Genomic DNA, 15,612 nt, shown 5'->3' on the forward strand with positions numbered 1-15,612 from the left:
GGGCCATGTGGGGCTGGGACATCCGCAGGGACGAGTCCAGCTCGCCGAACGTGACCCTCACCGTGTGCGGCGCCGCTTCCCCGGGCTGCGGTGTCGGTGGTGCGGCACGGTCCGGCGGCTTCACCAGGGCGGCCGCGGGACCTGTGATCCGCGGGAGCGTGGCGGGCTTGGGCATCGGCGCGTGTGTGTCGCTGTGGGCGGGTGGCTGGAAGGGGGGCCGTTTGGGCGGGACGGCCTGGGCGACGCTTCTGTCGGGGACCCGTGGATCTGCTTCCAGGGCCCGCCACGCCTGGGCAGGGTCGTCGAGGGGCGACGGCAGCGGGCGGCCCTCGGCCAGGGCGGTGAGCCCTGCGGCGATCCAGTCGAGGTCGGTGAGCCCGGCCGCCTCACAGGCACGACGTGCGGCCAACAGCGCTGTTGTCCGCTGGGTCCCGGGTGTGGCGGCGTCGATGGCGTGGACGAGGGCCGGGTCGAAGACGAGCAGGCCGCGCACGTTGCCGCTGACCTCGCGCAGGGCGCGGCTCGGCGAGCGTCCGCCCCACTGCCACCGTTCGTAGGCGAGCCGGCTTTCTTCCTCGACTTGTTCCTGCGCGAGGCGGGCCTGACGTTCGGCTTCGGCGCGTTCGGCCGGTGTGGGTGGAGCGGGCTGCCGGCGGGCGTAGTCGTGCCAGTACGCGGCAGTCGCCGAGGTCTGTTTCAGGACGCGGTCCGGTGCGGGTGGAGCGGGCCAGAACTGCAGCAGGTAGCAGTCCAGTTGCGGCTCGTCGTCCAGCCGGGTGTCCTGGCGGTGTGCCTCGTCCATGCCCTGGGCGCAGTAGCGCACCCTGTAGTCCGTCTCTTCCAGGGCGAGGTCCCAGGAGGCCTCCCCCGCCCATTGCACGAGAGCGCTGCCGGCCGAGACGGGGCGGAAGGAGGCCTCTACGACGTCCTCCCACGCCGGATCCAGCGGCGGAGCCTGGTCGTGCACCTCGACGGTGAAGCCGACGCTGCCCGTGTGGAACCCGGTCGACAACCACAGCGCGCCCGGCGTCGCGGCCCCGCACAGCCCGGCGCTCTGCCCGGCGAAAGACTCCCGGAGGTCCGGACCGAAGCTGTCCGGATCACTCTCGACGTAGATCTGGCCGTAGTGCACGTGGACTTCGCCCTCAACTGGCCTGCGCACCCTCGTCCCCCCCGTCGCCGGGATCGCCTGACACTTGGCAACCTACGGCACGGCACCGACATCGCGCCGTGCCGATGCTGGCGCCGCTCAGCACCCAGCTCAAGGCCGAGGCACCCACTACCAGCCCGGCACGACGACGCAGAGGCGCGCCGATGGGCGGAGATTACATCCACCGGTCACAGAACTTGAGCAGAACCCCGAACTCGTGAACGAGGCCAGCCTGCGCGGGCACGGCTATTCGATGAACCTTGCCGGTACACGGCCCACATGAGCCCCGGACAGGACATCGTCCGCGCCTTAGTGAGCGTTTGGTTCGCTTTCGCGGTATTTCTTGGCAGATTGCGCCCCGGCGTGGTCGCTGTACGACGACCCCGTATACGGGGATAAGCCCTCAATGACCCAGTTGGGGAGTCTGAACGGCGCATGTTTTCGCCCAGCAATGCACCGTCTCATTTAGTAGTGGCCCCGGCTTGCCCCGATGCTTCCACCGGCGACCCGCACACTCTCCCTGCGCCGGCCACGGTCCCGTACTCCGGCAATATGCAGCCCAGGCGCCGCTACCCCAGCGACCTGTCCGACGCGCGATGGGAACTCATCCGCCCCACCCTCCAAGCCTGGCGGGACGCCCGAGCCGGCATCCGCCGCCCCACCCACGACCTGCGCGACCTCATGGACGCCATCCTCTACGTCGACCGCACCGGCATCCCTTGGCGCTACCTCCCGCACGACTTCCCACCTCACCAGACCGTCTACGGATACTTCGCCAAATGGGGGACCGACGGCATCTTCGACCAGCCCACCGGCCTCCTCCGCCGGCTCGTCCGAGAACGCGAGGGGCACGACGCCCACCCCAGCGCCTGCGTACTCGACTCGCAGTCGGTCAAGACCTCCGCCAACGTCCACCTCGCCGACCAGGGCTACGACGCCGCCAAGAAGATCGCCGGCCGCAAACGACACATCGTCACCGACACTCTCGGCCTACTCCTCACTGTCCTGGTCACCTCCGCGGCCGTCCACGACTCCACCGCCGGCACCCACCTCCTGGACCAGATCGCCGCCCGCCACCCCCGCGTCATCAGAGCCCGGGCCGACTCCGGATACAAGAACGCCGCCGTCGAACACGCCGTCACCCGCGGCATCGACCTCGAAGTCGTCCACCGCACCCCCGGCAGCCACACCTTCACCGTCCAACCGCGCCGCTGGGTCATCGAACGAACCCTCGGCTGGCTCATGCACCACCGCCGCATGGCCCGCGACTACGAAACCCACCCACACCGATCAGCCGCCATGATCCACGTCGCCGCCATCGACCTCATGAGCCGCCGAGTCACCCAGGAAAGCACCACCAACTGGCGCGACACCTAACCCCGAACCAAACGGACACCAGCGAACCAAACGCTCACTAAGGAACCTGCCCTGCGTCGTCGACGATGCCGCTGTTGGTGATGGCTACGGAGGTGACGATAGTCCCGGCTTCGCCCCATGCGTTGTCCTCCACAAGGACTGTGCGCTCTCCTAGCAGTCGGGCCGTGCTCTTATCGAAGATCCACTCTGCGCGTTCGCCTTCGTGGGTTCGGGCGACGGCGATCCCCTTCCGGCCTACCGCGTCGACGACGTCGGGGACGATGTCGACTCCAGGAATAAGTGCGGCCGCCCGATAGAGGGAGGCAGCGGTGTCGGGCGGGGTCACCCCGCTGCGCAGCAGGTCGCCGATTGTTACGAAGGCTTCCTGGTCCGGGCCCGTCGTGGAGTCGGAACCGGCTCCGTGGTTCTTCTGAGCATCGTCGCGGATCAGCTTCAGCAGGGCGTCGGGGTCCGTCGGCAAGGCCGCCAGGAAGTCGTAGGTCGGTGCGTTGAGACTGCCTTCACTGGGCGTTTCTGGCACCAGGCTGTCATTGCCGTCCTTGCGCTGCAGAGTCCGCTCACTGCCGTCGACCGAGGTCCACTGCTCCATGACCTCGCTCTCGCGGAGCAGTTGCATATCGCCGGACTTGGTCTCGGAAAGGACCGACGTGTGGCCGACCGTCTTGACATACGAGTACTGGCCGGTGCGGGCCTTCGTGTGCGGCGTCGTAGCAGCGGCCAGTGCCGCTCTCTCCAGCAGTTCGACCGACGCTACCGAAGCCGGTGGCGTGTTCAGCGGAGCATCAGGCGAGCCGGAGTTGAGGGTGAGAACGACGACGACCGCACCGGCAGCCATTGCCGCGCCCACCGACAGCCCCCAGCGCCCTCTCGACCGCGGCGCCCGACGAGGAGAGCGAAATCGCATCTGTCGGTCAATTTCGGTAAGGAAATGGTCCCGACGGGCGTCCATGCGTCCGGCTGGCGGCTCCGGATAGGGAGTCGGGGGCAGCATCCGGCTTGCCTGCTCACGCTCGGACTGCTCGTGCTGTTCCAAGCTCATCGTGCACTCCTCCTGTGGGACGGGCGGACCGAGGTCCCCTCTCTCTGCGGTATGTGTCCGCTGTAGGTTCGCGGTTCCACACCATGCGCGTTTGGTGCAAGCTCCTCCTCGATGAGCCGGCGCAGCTTTTCTCTCGCCCGAGAGAGCCGGGAACGTACGGTGCCTACAGGGATCCCTAACGCCTCAGCAGCCGCGGCATACCCCAGATCGGACCAGACGACCAGAGTGAAGACCTCGCGCTCAGTTCTCTTCAGACGTTTCAGTGCTCGGGCTGCTGCAGCCAGCCGCTCAGCATCGGCCATCTGACCAACAATGCCGTCCGAGAAGTCGGGCAACGCTTCCGGCGGTGGTAGACGGGACATCGCGTCCCGGTGCCGACGTGCCGCCCGGGCAATGTTGCGCATCACGTTGGTCGCGATGCCAAGCAGCCACGCCCGGACGCTTCTGACTTCCTCGCGGAGCTTGTCGCGCAGCCGCCAGGCCTCCAGAAAGGTAAGGGACATGACGTCCTCAGCGAGGGCCCAGTCACCCGTCGTCCTGATCGCGTGGGCATAGACGACACGCGCATGTTCGTCGAAGATCTCGGCGAACGCCGTCCGATCGCCAGACCGAACCCGTTCATGCAATAGGAAGTCCACAGCAACAAGTGTCCGCACAGCCGCATCGGTTCCACCTCGCGTCCGAGCAGTCGCAGAACCGGCTTGCCGACTCGGCGGCCGCGGTGAGCATCCCCCACCACAGGGTGCCGGTGAACGGGACGATGGGGCGAAGGCGGACAGCGCGAGCAAGATGAGCACGACAGCAGTCATGCCGACGGATCCGACGTCAGGGTTCTCGGCGATCGGCCCGGGATGTCCTGGACGGCCGTGCCGAGGTCGCGAGGCCAGGAGCTTGCGGCTGTTCCTGCCGGTGAGCCATGGACGTTGTGGCCGGTGGCGGGATCATCGGCAGGTGATCGACGGGATCTTGCGCCGGGTGCGGACCGGGGTGCAGTGGCGGGATTTTCCCAAAACTCCACCTGAGCGCGGACGGCCGCTGCCGCCCGTTGTCCCTGGTCGTCACCGGCGGACAGCGGACGGACTGCACCCAGTTCCGGACGGTGCCGGAGAAGAGTCGTGTTCCGCGGGTCGGTTCGGGCCGGCCGCGCACGAAGCCCGACAGCCTCGCGGCCGACAAGGCATACAGCAACAGTCCGTGCCGCGAGTACCTGCGACGCCGGGATATCCGGCACTCGATCCCGGAGAAGACCGACAGCCAGGCCGCCCGCCTGCGCAAAGGCTTGCGCGGCGGACGGCCACCCGGCTTCGACGCGGAGCGGTACAAGAAGCGCAACACCGTGGAACGGGCGATCAACAGGCTGAAGCAGTCCCGGGCCGTGGCCACTCGCTATGACAGCCGCGGCCGTGTCTTCCTCGGCACCGCCACCACCGCGGCTCTGCTCATCTGGCTTCGGAGTTGAGTCCTGACCTCACAGAGCGACTGGCCGATACGCCAGGGCCTGATCGACCACCTCATCAGCCGAAAGCTCCCCCTCCGGCGGCCAGAAGATCAAGTCCCTGACCCGTCCCGACGGGCATGCCAGGGCTCTGTCCAGGCCCTCCAGCCACCCGTCCACTTCGTCGTCCGAGGTGTAGTCCGCGTCCATGATCCGCTGCACGAGCACAACTGCCTCCGCGCGACTCATCTCCCCAGCACTCATCAGGTCCCTCCGCCGAGCCACCCTAACGAGATCCTTGATCGCCCGGACAGCTCTCCTGGGAGGGTTTCACCTTCGAGTGGATCGGGGAGGAGAGCACCTTCGTCATGAAGTCCCGGGCCAACGGCCTCTATGTGGCTGTCGAGAAGAACTACACCGGCGCCTCGCAGAACCTGCTGCGTGCCCGTTCCACAACCGCGGGCGGCTGGGAGCGGTTCGTCCTCTACTACAACAAAACTCTGGACCTCTACACGATCTGACTGGCCTCTGCAGGTCGCGAACATCCTTGCCCGCACCGGCACCTGTGCCCAGGGCAGGGACATCATCATGCGGAACTGGCGGGCGTTCGCCCTGACACCCCACCGGCCGCAGACGTTCAAGCTGTCCACCGACCCTCCGTTCATCGACAGGGTCCGCGATGTCGTCGGTCTCTCCCTCGGCCCGCCGCAGGCTTCTGTCGCTGCGGTCGCCGCCAGTGCGATCGCTGCCAGCCGGGCTGCGGTCTGTCGGCGGCGCGATCCCGTTGTCGGAGTGGAACCGGATGGTCTTGACCGTCAGCCCGGTCCGCCGGACCAGGTCACCGATCGTGAAGAGCGCGTCTCCGTCCATGCCTGCGCTCTTTCGTCTCCCCCTACGGGAGACTCGACCCCACTGTCTCCGCTCAGCCGTCGAACCACAGGTCTCGACAATTACTCCCAGCCGGATCGATGACGAAGCTGGACACGCCTACGCAGCGGATGGCCAGATCGCTGTCAGGTTCCCGGCAGTTGTGGTGGAACTCGACCTCTATCTCCCTATCGCCGTGACCACGCACGGCACGAAACATCAGATCCTTCGCACACTGCCTGTTGTGGGAAGTCGTGGCGCCTGCCCCGTGTCCGTGGCGAAGGACCGCGCCAGAAGGCAGATCACCGGAGATCGACGGCAGACGCTCCAGCTGGCGAGACGGGTCCAAGACCCCGGGACCAGCGCTCTGATCTGGGGCGCCGCACGCCCGCTGCGGATGGGTGGCCTTACGTGCGACGACAACATATGTTGATCACCGTCGTCCGACGTTTCAGCTGCTCAAGGGCTGCTTGGAAGAAAAGTTGAGGAAAGTTGTCGTCGGATGTCGAGGACCCGCTTCCTGCTCCGACTGAAGGGTGACAGCGCGCCAACGGGGCGCGCGAGATGGGGAGGACACCCGAGATGAAGTACGTTGCGATGATCTACGGCAACCAGGCCAAGTGGGACTCCTTCCCGGCCGAGGCGTGGCCGGAAGCGATCGCCAAGCAGGAGGCGTTCAACAAGAAGTACCGGGAGAGCGGCGAGCTGCTGGGTGCCTACGGCCTCGCGGATGCCGCAGCCGCCCAGCTGGTGCGCCGCGAGGACGGGGCCCCTGCCGTCACCGACGGGCCTTACCTGGAGACCAAGGAGTACATCGCCAGCTTCTACCTCCTGGACTGCGAAAGCCCTGAGCGAGCGCAGCAGATCGCCGCAGACATGCCGTTCGCTGATGTGGAGCCGGTGGAGCTGTGGCCTGTGCTGCACGAGTCCGCGGCGGACATGTGAGCACCGCGCACCACGATGTCGAGGACCTGCTGCGCGAACTGGCGCCGCAGGTCCTTGGCACGCTCGTCCGCCGGTACGGCGCCTTCGACACATGTGAGGACGCCGTCCAGGAGTCGCTGCTGGCCGCCGCCTTGCAGTGGCCCGAGACCGGGTTACCGAACAGTCCGCAGAGCTGGCTGGTGACCGTCGCCTCCCGCAAGCTGGTTGACCACGTGCGCAGCGAGGCGGCACGTCGCCGTCGTGAGGACGCCCTCGCGCTGGCCACTCCGCAATCCGCGCTGCTGGCCTGTGCCGCCGACGACATGCCGGCCTCAGACCGGGACGACTCCCTGGCCCTGCTCTTTCTGTGCTGCCATCCCTTGCTGTCCGCGCCGAGTCAAATCGCGCTGACCCTGCGTGCGGTCGGCGGTCTGACCACCGCGCAGATCGCCGCGGCCTTCCTGGTGCCCGAGGCGACGATGGCCCAGCGCATCAGCCGGGCCAAGCAGGCCATCAAGACCGCCGGCGCCACCCTGTCCCTGCCAGAGGGCTCCGACGGCGCCGAACGGCTTGCCGCGGTCCGGCACGTGCTCTATCTGATTTTCAACGAGGGCTACACCAGCACCGGCGGCACCGACTTGACCGCGCCGGAACTGTCCGCCGAGGCCATCCGGCTCACCCGGCTGCTGCACCGCCTCGCGCCCGAGGACACCGAGACCGCGGGGCTGCTCGCCCTGATGCTGCTGACCGACGCACGCCGCCCGGCGCGTACCGGACCTCACGGGGAGATGGTGCCCTTGGCGGAACAGGACCGTGGCCGGTGGGACCGTGGCCTCATTGCGGAAGGCGTGGACCTGATCAGCCGTACCCTGCCCCGCGGGCAGGTCGGCCCCTACCAACTGCAAGCGGCCATAGCCGCCGTGCACGACGAGGCCGCGCACGCCGAAGCCACCGACTGGCCCCAGATCCTCGCCCTGTACGATCTCCTCGAACAGTTCGGGCCCAACCCGGTGGTCAGCCTCAACCGCGCCATCGCGGTCGCCATGGTCCAAGGCCCGGCCGCCGGCCTCGACCTGCTGGCGAAGCTGGAGAGCGACAAACGCCTGGCACACCACCACCGACTGCTCGCCGCCCGCGCCCACCTGCTGGAAGAACTGGGCCAGCACCAAGCCGCCGCGCGTGCCTACCGAGAGGCCGCCGCTCGCACCGCCAGTGCCCCCGAACGCCGCCACCTCACCCACCGCGCCAACCGCCTGGAGAACCCGGCATGACCGGGACCGAGCGTAGCGGCCGCCCTTGCCCAGGGTGGTGCGCCCCTCCTGGCCCATCCGTTCGATTGTCCCGCCAGCGCCAACCGATCGGTGCCGCGGGCGCGTCAGGTGCAGGCTCGCCTCCTCCCACGCCATCCGCTCGGCGACCACGCCCCGCACCAGGTCCTCGTCCAGGGCGAGCGCGGCCGCCGTCTCGTACATCGGCCGTCCTTGAAGCTGGGGGCCGGCGGACTCAGCGTGCCAGTCCTGCGCTCCCTGATCCGCTGACGCCCCCCACTTCAGGTTGGTGGCCTTGGCGTCACTTGTCATGACCGGGGCGTGGCCGACAGCGACGCGGGCGGCAGCCATTGTGTCGACCCGAACCGGGTGACCGGCGCCCGGCTGCGCAGCGGCGACCGTACCCGGGCCCCGACCGAGAACGACCCTTTCTGGCAGGCCTCCGACGAGCCGGTGCGCGGCGGCATCGCCGAGGGCGGCGCCGACACCACCGAGCTGGCCGTGCCCGCTTCGAGGACGGCGAGCAGGTCGTCCGCGTCAGGGCCGACGACTCGGGCAAGGCCACGGCGCCGCCCCTGACCGCCGGTGAGGGCACGGGCACGTACATGGTCGCCGCGTCGGTCGGTGACGCCGTGACCCAGTTCGCGGTCGAGGTCGTCGCCGGTGACGGGCCCTCGGCGTCCCCGAGCCCGTCGCCCAGCACGAGCACCTCGGGCACGACCGGCGGCACCGGGCTCCTCGACCACGGGCGGCACGTCGACGGACCTCGACAGCGGCAGCCTCGCCTCGCCTCGACCGGCACCGGTGGGGCATCGGCCTTCTCCTCGCGGCGGCTGCGACTCTGACGACGGTGGGCTTCGCAGCGTTCCGCCTCGCCCCGCGCCTGAGGCTCCGCTCGCACGGCGACGCGTGACGCGGCAGCACAGCGCCTGACACCAGGCACACCGCCACTGACACCACACGTCACCGCGACTGCCCGAACCCGATCACCGGATGCGGGCAATCACCGTTTCGGACACCGGAGAAACAGGTGACGAGAGAGGTGCGCGTTTTACGGAACCTTTGCCCGGGGTCGGGCGTTGGGCCAGTGAGCGCGCGGGAGCGGGTTCGCGAGATGACTTCCGACGATGACCGAGGTGACTCAAATGGCAGTCTGGGACAAGCTCAAGGACCAGGCCAAGGCTCTCCAGCAGAATCAGGGCGGGCGTGGCGCCACCGGTGGGCAGAGCGGGGGGACGAGGTCCGGCGGTGGCAGCAAGGCCCAGCTGATCGGTGTGCTGAAGACGCAGCTCGGCTCGCTGAAGACGGAGTTGAAGAGCGGTGCCTACCGGGACGCGAGCATGGCGGTGTGCGCGCTGGTCGCGGCGGCCGACGGGCAGGTGGATCCGGCCGAGCGGCAGCAGGTCGAGTCGATGATCCTCAGCAACGACGTGCTCCAGAACTTCCCGCCGGAGCAGCTGCGGCAGCGTTTCAACAAGCATGTCGACCAGCTCACGATGAACTTCCAGCACGGCAAGGCCGAGGCCATGCAGGAGATCGCCAAGGCCGCCAAGAAGCCCACCGAGGCCCGGGCCGTGATCCAGACCGGCATGGTCATCGCCGGTGCCGACGGCCACTTCTCCCAGGCAGAGGCGACGGTCCTGCGCGAGGCCTGTGCGACGCTGGGGCTGTCCCCGGCCGAATTCCAACTTTGAGTCCCGGCTTTGATTCGCTCCCTGGTTCCGCTCTGATCAGCGATCCGGCTTGGGCCTGTGTGAGGGCGTGATCAATCTCGGGTTTTGATCCCTTGCGGGGCAAGACTCGACACGCCGTCCGGCGCCGTGGTCGGGGGTCGCACTCGGCGTGGTCGACCTCGTGGTCGGGGCGAGCATGCGGGCTCAGCGACGGCGGAGTTCCCCAGCCCAGTTCCGAAGCGGTCCGTCGAGGAACAGGTTGTCTCCGCGGGCCACGGTCTGGAGCAGCTGGGCGCACACGGTCGCTTCGGCGGCGAGGCCGGACTGCCCAGCACGGGGAAGGCGGTACGGGCTTGGCCGGCAGTGTCCGGCTGGAGCAGCACGTAGGCGTAGAGAGTGGCGGCGTCAAACCCTTCCTGGGCCATGCCCCATCCTTCCCAGTCCAGCAGGCGCTTGGCGGTGACCACCCGCATGCGCCTGACACGGAGTTGGGCTGTCGCCGGTCACGACGGGGAGCTTGCCGTCGTCCATGTGAAAGCCGCCGTCGTACGCGGTGCCCTTCCAGTGCCGCTCGGTGAGATCGGCCAACTGCGCGATGGCGGTGTTGGGGTTGCGCCGGCCGATTCCGTTGAAGACGAGCAGCAGCGCACGACCAGCTCGAGGAGGGTTGCGCGGACGGTGGCGCCGTCCAGGGTGTGGCGGTCGAAGGTGTGCCGGACGGCCGAGGAGGAGGCAGAGCCCGGGGCACGACGGGGCGCGTGTCGATGCCGCGGGCCCGGTCGGCGGCCGTACGGCCAGCCCTGCCTCCGAGCAGGCGCTGAGTGGTGGCGGGTGAGATGGCGGCGAGCCGGCCGACGGTGTGGATGCCGTACTCGTGCAGGGCTCCGGCCTGGCGCGGTCCGATGCCGTGCAGCTCAAGGACCTGCCGGTAGGTCTCCTCCGGCAGCCGGTCGGGGCGCCGTGTGTGATCTTGACGGTGTACCCGCTGTTCACAACGGTCGGGAAGTCACCGTCGGCAACGCGCACAACCAGGCTTTCGACTCCGAACCGTGCTCTTCTGTGACGCCCATCGATTGCGGACTCAGTCATGTCACTTTCGCCCTAGTTCGGTTTGTTCGGTTGATCTTACAGTTCCCGGCAAGACAAGTGCGTCCGTCGAGTCAGGGAGGTATGACAGTCGATGGTTGAGCCAGCCGCCCTCCCCCTGCCGTCAGACCGCGGGACAAACAACTGACGAGATCTGTGCACCGCTGCGGTGATCACCGTCCACACCGATCCAGGTGCCGGGCGGCCGTTCCTGGCCCATCAGGCTCGCGGCCACGACCGCCAGTTACGACAGGCGCTATGTCAACACCGATCTCGAAAGGGCTCCGATGAGCAAGCTGTACAGCGACGACGCCAACATCCCGGTCAACGCGTCGCAACCCGTCCTCACCTACCACCCGGTCACCCTCGACGTTCCCGGCCGGCCCGTGCCGCTGGAGGTCAAGGTGTCGATCCCCGCGACCGGCACCGACCTGCCGCTCATCCTCCTGTCCCACGGGCACGGGCTGGCGAACTTTCTGTCCTCCTACAACGGCTACGGGCCGTTGGCGAACTTCTTCGCCGCCCACGGGTTCGCGGTCGTCCAGCCGACCCACTTGGACTCGACGGCCCTCGGTCTGCGCGACACCGACCTCAAGGACGCGCCCCTGTTCTGGCGTGACCGCGCCACCGACATGCACAACATCCTCGACCGCCTCGACGACATCGAGGCCGCCGTCCCTGGTCTTGCCGAACGGCGGATCGACAGGGACCGTGTCGGTGCCGTAGGACACTCCCTGGGCGGCAACACCGTCTCCCTCCTCCTCGGAGCCCAGATGCTGGACCCGGGGGACGACCGGCCGAAGGACCTCTCCGATTCTCGCGTCAAGGCGGGAGTGCTCATCGGAGCTCCGGGCATCGGCAACGACGAGCACTTCGCCGAGTGGGCCAGGACGAACTACCCGGTGCTGTATTACACCGACTTCGAGCACATGACAGGCACCGCCCTGATCATCGTGGGCGATCAGGACCTCAACCCCAACTTTTCCGATCGGCTCAGCTACCGTGCTGACGCCTACTCGGCCAGCCCTGGCGGCAACAAAACCATGGTGACCATGCACGGCGCTGGTCACATCTTCGGTGGCATATCCGGATACGACGCGGCGGAGACGGACGACGAGAACCCCGAGCGCGTGGCGACTCTGCGGGCTCTCGTGTGGGCCTACCTGCGCAGCCAGCTCTACTCGGGCGACCCGTCCTGGAAGAACGCGGTGAATGCTCTGGAGAACGGTGAAGACCCGATGGCCATGGTCGAAACGAGATAGTTCCGCGCGGTGGGCGGCGGCGCGCGGCCGCCGCCCACCGCACTTCATCGCACCAAATCTTTCACCCCAGCACGGATCGCATAGGAGCAACCGCCATGTGGACCACGTTCGCCGCGACCGTCGGCGGAAGCGCCGCCGGCCTCACCGGACTCACCTTCATCGTCGTCGCTTTCCGCTTCGACGTCGTCGCCACCTCCCAGGAATACCGCAACCGCGCCGCGCAAACCGTCTCCCTGTTCCTGACCACCACAGTCACCGCATCGCTGGTCACCCTGCCGCAACCGACCTGGGCGCTCGGGGTCGAACTGTTGGTCGCCGCAGCAGCAAGCGCAAGTCTGCTCGCGGTGCTCGACCACGCAGCCCGCCGTGGCACGTCCCAGCATGCGCGGCCCATCCTTGTCGTCGCGCTCGTCGTATTCGCGGCAGGTATCACCGCCGCCGGACTGTTCGCCACCGCCGGCTCCACCGCCGGAATGGGCTTCTACGCCGCGAGTTCGCTGCTCGGCCTCACGTGGGGCGTCTACGGGACGTGGGTCTTCCTCACCCAGGCGGGCACAAATCAGATCAACGCGGCAGCAAACGTGCAGGACCAGCCCGGCACCGTGCCGACCGCCTGACCGGCCCCTCACAGTGAGGCGGGTGCGGGACTGTGACGGTGAGTGCTCACCTGTGATCATCAAGCGTGCATGAGAGCGGACATGGACTTCGTCGCCCCAGGGACGCGCTCCCCACCGCAGCGGACTGCGCCGGGAAATAGACGTCGGCATCCGACCATGAGCCTTACGAAGCCGGCCCGTAGGTGACCGAAGGCGTCAACACGAAGGGCTCATCGAGGACCACCGCCAGGTGATGGCGGCGACCGAGGCCTCCGACCCCGTTACGCAGGACATCCTCATCGAGCAACTGCGCGGCCTGGAACTGTTCCAGTGATTCGTCCGCGCCCACCTGGAGAGCAGCGGCGAGCGACTGAGCACGGCTGACGCCACGACGGATCAGGCGGCCGCCGAGCAGGCCCGCCGACAGCCCTGGGCGAAAGGCGCCCGCTGCGCCGGCCGTGCTCTCGCCGCGCGTCGGCCGGAGGGGTGATCCCGCGCGGCGGACGTCTCGGGCGGACGCTGCCACACATCACACTCGACACTTAATGCAAGTCAAAAGAAAAGCCTGCGCGGAACCTTGACCGTGTCAGGCACGGCGGGCATGGTCGGGAGAGCGCTCTCCCACTCACCCCGTGTCGAGGAGTCCCCCCATGCCCGCTGTCGGCATACGCCCAGCTTCGCCGCCGTCGCACAGATCCGGCCGCCGCGGCCTCGTCGGCGTCCTGGTCACCGCCCTGGCCGCCGCCCTGCTCGCCGTCGTCCCGGCCACGCAGGCCCAGGCCGCACCCGTCCTGCTCTCCCAGGGCAAGCCGGTCACCGCCTCCAGCCAGGAGCACTACGGCACCCCGGCCACGGCAGCGGTCGACGGCGACGACGGCACCCGCTGGTCGAGCGCCGCGTCCGATCCGCAGTGGATCCGCGTCGACCTCGGCGCCCCCGCCTCCCTCAGCCGGGTCGAACTGCGCTGGGAGGCCGCCTACGCGAAGTCCTACCGCATCGAGACGTCCCCGAACGGCACGGACTGGACGACGGCCCACTCCACCACCACCGGCGCCGGCGGCACGGAGACCGTGAACCTCTCCGGCACCGCCCGCTACGTCCGCATGCTCGGCACCGTCCGCGCCACGCCCTACGGCTACTCCCTCTGGGAGTTCAAGGTGTACGGCACCACCGGTGACGACCCCGGCCCGGTCACGCCGGGCGGCGACCTCGGCCCGAACGTGCACGTCTTCGACCCTTCGACCCCGGGCATCCAGGCCAAGCTGGACCAGGTCTTCAGGGAGCAGGAGTCGGCCCAGTTCGGCTCCGGCCGGCACGCTTTCCTCTTCAAGCCGGGCACGTACGACAACCTCAACGCCCAGATCGGCTTCTACACCCAGATCGCCGGCCTCGGCCTCAGCCCCGACGACACCACGATCAACGGTGACATCACGGTCGACGCGGGCTGGTTCAACGGCAACGCCACGCAGAACTTCTGGCGCGGTGCGGAGAACCTCGCCGTGAAGCCGGTCAACGGCACCAACCGCTGGGCCGTCTCCCAGGCCGCCTCGTTCCGCCGGATGCACGTCAAGGGCGGCCTCAACCTCGCACCCAACGGCTACGGCTGGGCCAGCGGCGGCTACATCGCCGACAGCAGGATCGACGGCCAGGTCGGCAACTACTCGCAGCAGCAGTGGTACACCCGCGACAGCTCCATCGGCGGCTGGTCCAACAGCGTCTGGAACCAGGTCTTCTCCGGCGTGGAGGGTGCTCCCGCCACCAGCTTCCCCGAGCCCCGCTACACCACGCTCGGCACGACACCGATCTCCCGCGAGAAGCCCTTCCTCTACCTGGACGGCGGCGAGTACAAGGTCTTCGCGCCCGCCAAGCGGACCGACGCGCGCGGCACGACCTGGGCGAGCGGCACCCCGCGGGGCGAGTCGATCCCGCTGAGCAAGTTCTACGTCGTCAAGCCCGGCGCCACGGCGGCCACCATCAACGCCGCGCTCGCCCAGGGCCTGCACCTGCTGTTCACGCCGGGCGTCTACCACGTCGACCGGACCATCACCGTCGAGCGGGCGAACACCATCGTGCTGGGTCTCGGCCTCGCCACGATCATCCCGGACAACGGCGTGACCGCCATGAAGGTCGCCGACGTCGACGGAGTGCGGCTCGCCGGCTTCCTCATCGACGCCGGACCGGTCAACTCCCCGACCCTGCTGGAGATCGGCCCGCAGGGCGCGTCCACCGACCACGCGGCCAACCCCACCACCGTGCAGGACGTGTACATCCGCATCGGCGGCGCCGGCGCGGGCAAGGCGACCACCAGCATGGTCGTCAACAGCCACGACACCATCATCGACCACACCTGGGTGTGGCGGGCCGACCACGGCGAAGGCGTCGGCTGGGAGACCAACCGGGCCGACTACGGCGTCCGCGTCAACGGCGACGACGTGCTGGCGACCGGCCTGTTCGTCGAGCACTTCAACAAGTACGACGTCGAGTGGTACGGCGAACGCGGCCGGACGATCTTCTACCAGAACGAGAAGGCGTACGACGCTCCGAACCAGGCCGCCATCCAGAACGGCACCACGAAGGGGTACGCCGCCTACCGGGTCGACGACTCGGTCGACACCCACGAGGCATGGGGCCTGGGCAGCTACTGCAACTACAACGTCGACCCGAACATCCGCCAGGACCACGGCTTCAAGACCCCCGTCAAACCGGGCGTGAAGTTCCACAGCCTCCTGGTGGTCTCCCTCGGCGGCATGGGCCACTACAACCACGTCATCAACGACACCGGCGCCTCCACGGTCCCGGCCGGCACCTCGACCGTCCCGTCCACCGTCGTGTCCTTCCCCTGACGTCCCACCCCTGATCGGGCCGCCCGCCGGCCACGCGTCCCCTCCGGCCGGGGCGCGGGGATGTCATCCGGCCGGAGGGGACGCGTGGCCGG

General features: G+C 68.5%; 15 protein-coding genes and 3 pseudogenes. 13 read left to right on the plus strand and 5 right to left on the minus strand.

Features of this window, described 5'->3' with window-relative positions:
* Positions 1-1,162: hypothetical protein (locus CCN29_RS26560; RefSeq protein ID WP_442538500.1), on the minus strand; the 1,162-nt coding region annotated here is incomplete at its 3' end.
* A gap of 540 nt (positions 1,163-1,702) precedes the next feature.
* Here CCN29_RS26560 and CCN29_RS26565 point away from each other — a divergent pair.
* Positions 1,703-2,527, plus strand: coding sequence for an IS5 family transposase (locus CCN29_RS26565; RefSeq protein WP_086685029.1), 825 nt, complete (start codon positions 1,703-1,705; stop codon positions 2,525-2,527).
* Between the two features lie 37 nt (positions 2,528-2,564).
* Here CCN29_RS26565 and CCN29_RS26570 read toward each other — a convergent pair whose 3' ends face one another.
* Complete coding sequence (locus tag CCN29_RS26570) at positions 2,565-3,566, minus strand: CU044_5270 family protein (RefSeq protein WP_086685032.1); 1,002 nt, start codon at positions 3,564-3,566, stop codon at positions 2,565-2,567.
* The gene (locus CCN29_RS26575; RefSeq protein ID WP_086685035.1) at positions 3,563-4,204 is read right to left on the minus strand and encodes an RNA polymerase sigma factor; all 642 of its coding nucleotides are present in this window, start codon (positions 4,202-4,204) and stop codon (positions 3,563-3,565) included. Before CCN29_RS26575 ends, CCN29_RS26570 begins: the two co-directional genes overlap by 4 nt.
* Before the next feature lie 362 nt (positions 4,205-4,566).
* Between CCN29_RS26575 and CCN29_RS26585 the strand changes: the two genes are divergently transcribed.
* A complete protein-coding gene (locus tag CCN29_RS26585) occupies positions 4,567-5,025 on the plus strand; it encodes an IS5 family transposase (protein ID WP_086685040.1) in 459 nt (152 codons plus the stop codon).
* A 9-nt stretch (positions 5,026-5,034) separates the two neighbouring features.
* On the opposite strand, the gene CCN29_RS26590 is transcribed toward CCN29_RS26585, so the two are convergent.
* Entirely contained in the window at positions 5,035-5,265 is a 231-nt protein-coding gene (locus CCN29_RS26590; protein ID WP_086685070.1) for a bacteriocin immunity protein, read from the minus strand.
* Between the two features lie 104 nt (positions 5,266-5,369).
* Here CCN29_RS26590 and CCN29_RS36255 point away from each other — a divergent pair, with 104 nt between their 5' ends.
* Together CCN29_RS36255 and CCN29_RS35045 are read left to right on the plus strand one after the other, a co-directional pair.
* Positions 5,370-5,522: a hypothetical protein gene (locus CCN29_RS36255; RefSeq protein ID WP_442538501.1), complete on the plus strand. Its 153-nt coding sequence runs from the start codon at positions 5,370-5,372 to the stop codon at positions 5,520-5,522.
* A gap of 64 nt (positions 5,523-5,586) precedes the next feature.
* Positions 5,587-5,710: pseudogene (locus CCN29_RS35045) on the plus strand (IS630 family transposase); the annotation flags it as partial.
* Between the two features lie 38 nt (positions 5,711-5,748).
* Here CCN29_RS35045 and CCN29_RS35050 read toward each other — a convergent pair.
* Positions 5,749-5,871 (minus strand): annotated as a pseudogene (locus tag CCN29_RS35050) (MerR family transcriptional regulator); the annotation flags it as partial.
* Positions 5,872-6,450: 579 nt separating this feature from the next.
* On the opposite strand from CCN29_RS35050, the gene CCN29_RS26600 reads away from it, so the two are divergent.
* From CCN29_RS26600 to CCN29_RS26650, 9 genes and pseudogenes are all read left to right on the plus strand, one after another.
* Complete coding sequence (locus CCN29_RS26600; RefSeq protein WP_086685045.1) at positions 6,451-6,813, plus strand: YciI family protein; 363 nt, start codon at positions 6,451-6,453, stop codon at positions 6,811-6,813.
* On the plus strand, positions 6,810-8,063 hold the full coding sequence (locus CCN29_RS26605) for an RNA polymerase sigma factor (RefSeq protein ID WP_086685048.1): 1,254 nt from the start codon (positions 6,810-6,812) through the stop codon (positions 8,061-8,063). The genes CCN29_RS26600 and CCN29_RS26605 overlap by 4 nt, the downstream gene beginning before the upstream one ends.
* Positions 8,064-8,381: 318 nt before the next feature.
* Positions 8,382-8,639 (plus strand): hypothetical protein, encoded by a 258-nt coding sequence (locus tag CCN29_RS26610; RefSeq protein ID WP_086685051.1) that lies wholly within the window; start codon positions 8,382-8,384, stop codon positions 8,637-8,639.
* 53 nt (positions 8,640-8,692) lie between these two features.
* Positions 8,693-8,905: a hypothetical protein gene (locus tag CCN29_RS26615; protein ID WP_143661385.1), complete on the plus strand. Its 213-nt coding sequence runs from the start codon at positions 8,693-8,695 to the stop codon at positions 8,903-8,905.
* Between the two features lie 300 nt (positions 8,906-9,205).
* Positions 9,206-9,754, plus strand: coding sequence for a tellurite resistance TerB family protein (locus CCN29_RS26620; protein WP_024888438.1), 549 nt, complete (start codon positions 9,206-9,208; stop codon positions 9,752-9,754).
* 1,352 nt (positions 9,755-11,106) lie between these two features.
* Positions 11,107-12,081, plus strand: coding sequence for an alpha/beta hydrolase family protein (locus CCN29_RS26635; protein ID WP_086685058.1), 975 nt, complete (start codon positions 11,107-11,109; stop codon positions 12,079-12,081).
* Positions 12,082-12,176: 95 nt separating this feature from the next.
* The gene (locus tag CCN29_RS26640; RefSeq protein WP_086685061.1) at positions 12,177-12,698 is read left to right on the plus strand and encodes a hypothetical protein; all 522 of its coding nucleotides are present in this window, start codon (positions 12,177-12,179) and stop codon (positions 12,696-12,698) included.
* 199 nt (positions 12,699-12,897) lie between these two features.
* A pseudogene (locus tag CCN29_RS26645) lies at positions 12,898-13,167 on the plus strand (hypothetical protein); the annotation flags it as partial.
* Positions 13,168-13,327: 160 nt separating this feature from the next.
* The gene (locus CCN29_RS26650) at positions 13,328-15,520 is read left to right on the plus strand and encodes a pectate lyase-like domain-containing protein (RefSeq protein ID WP_086685064.1); all 2,193 of its coding nucleotides are present in this window, start codon (positions 13,328-13,330) and stop codon (positions 15,518-15,520) included.
* Positions 15,521-15,612 lie beyond the last annotated feature (92 nt).

Source organism: Streptomyces pseudogriseolus, from assembly GCA_002154585.1.
In the GTDB taxonomy this organism is placed as follows: Bacteria; Actinomycetota; Actinomycetes; order Streptomycetales; family Streptomycetaceae; genus Streptomyces; species Streptomyces pseudogriseolus.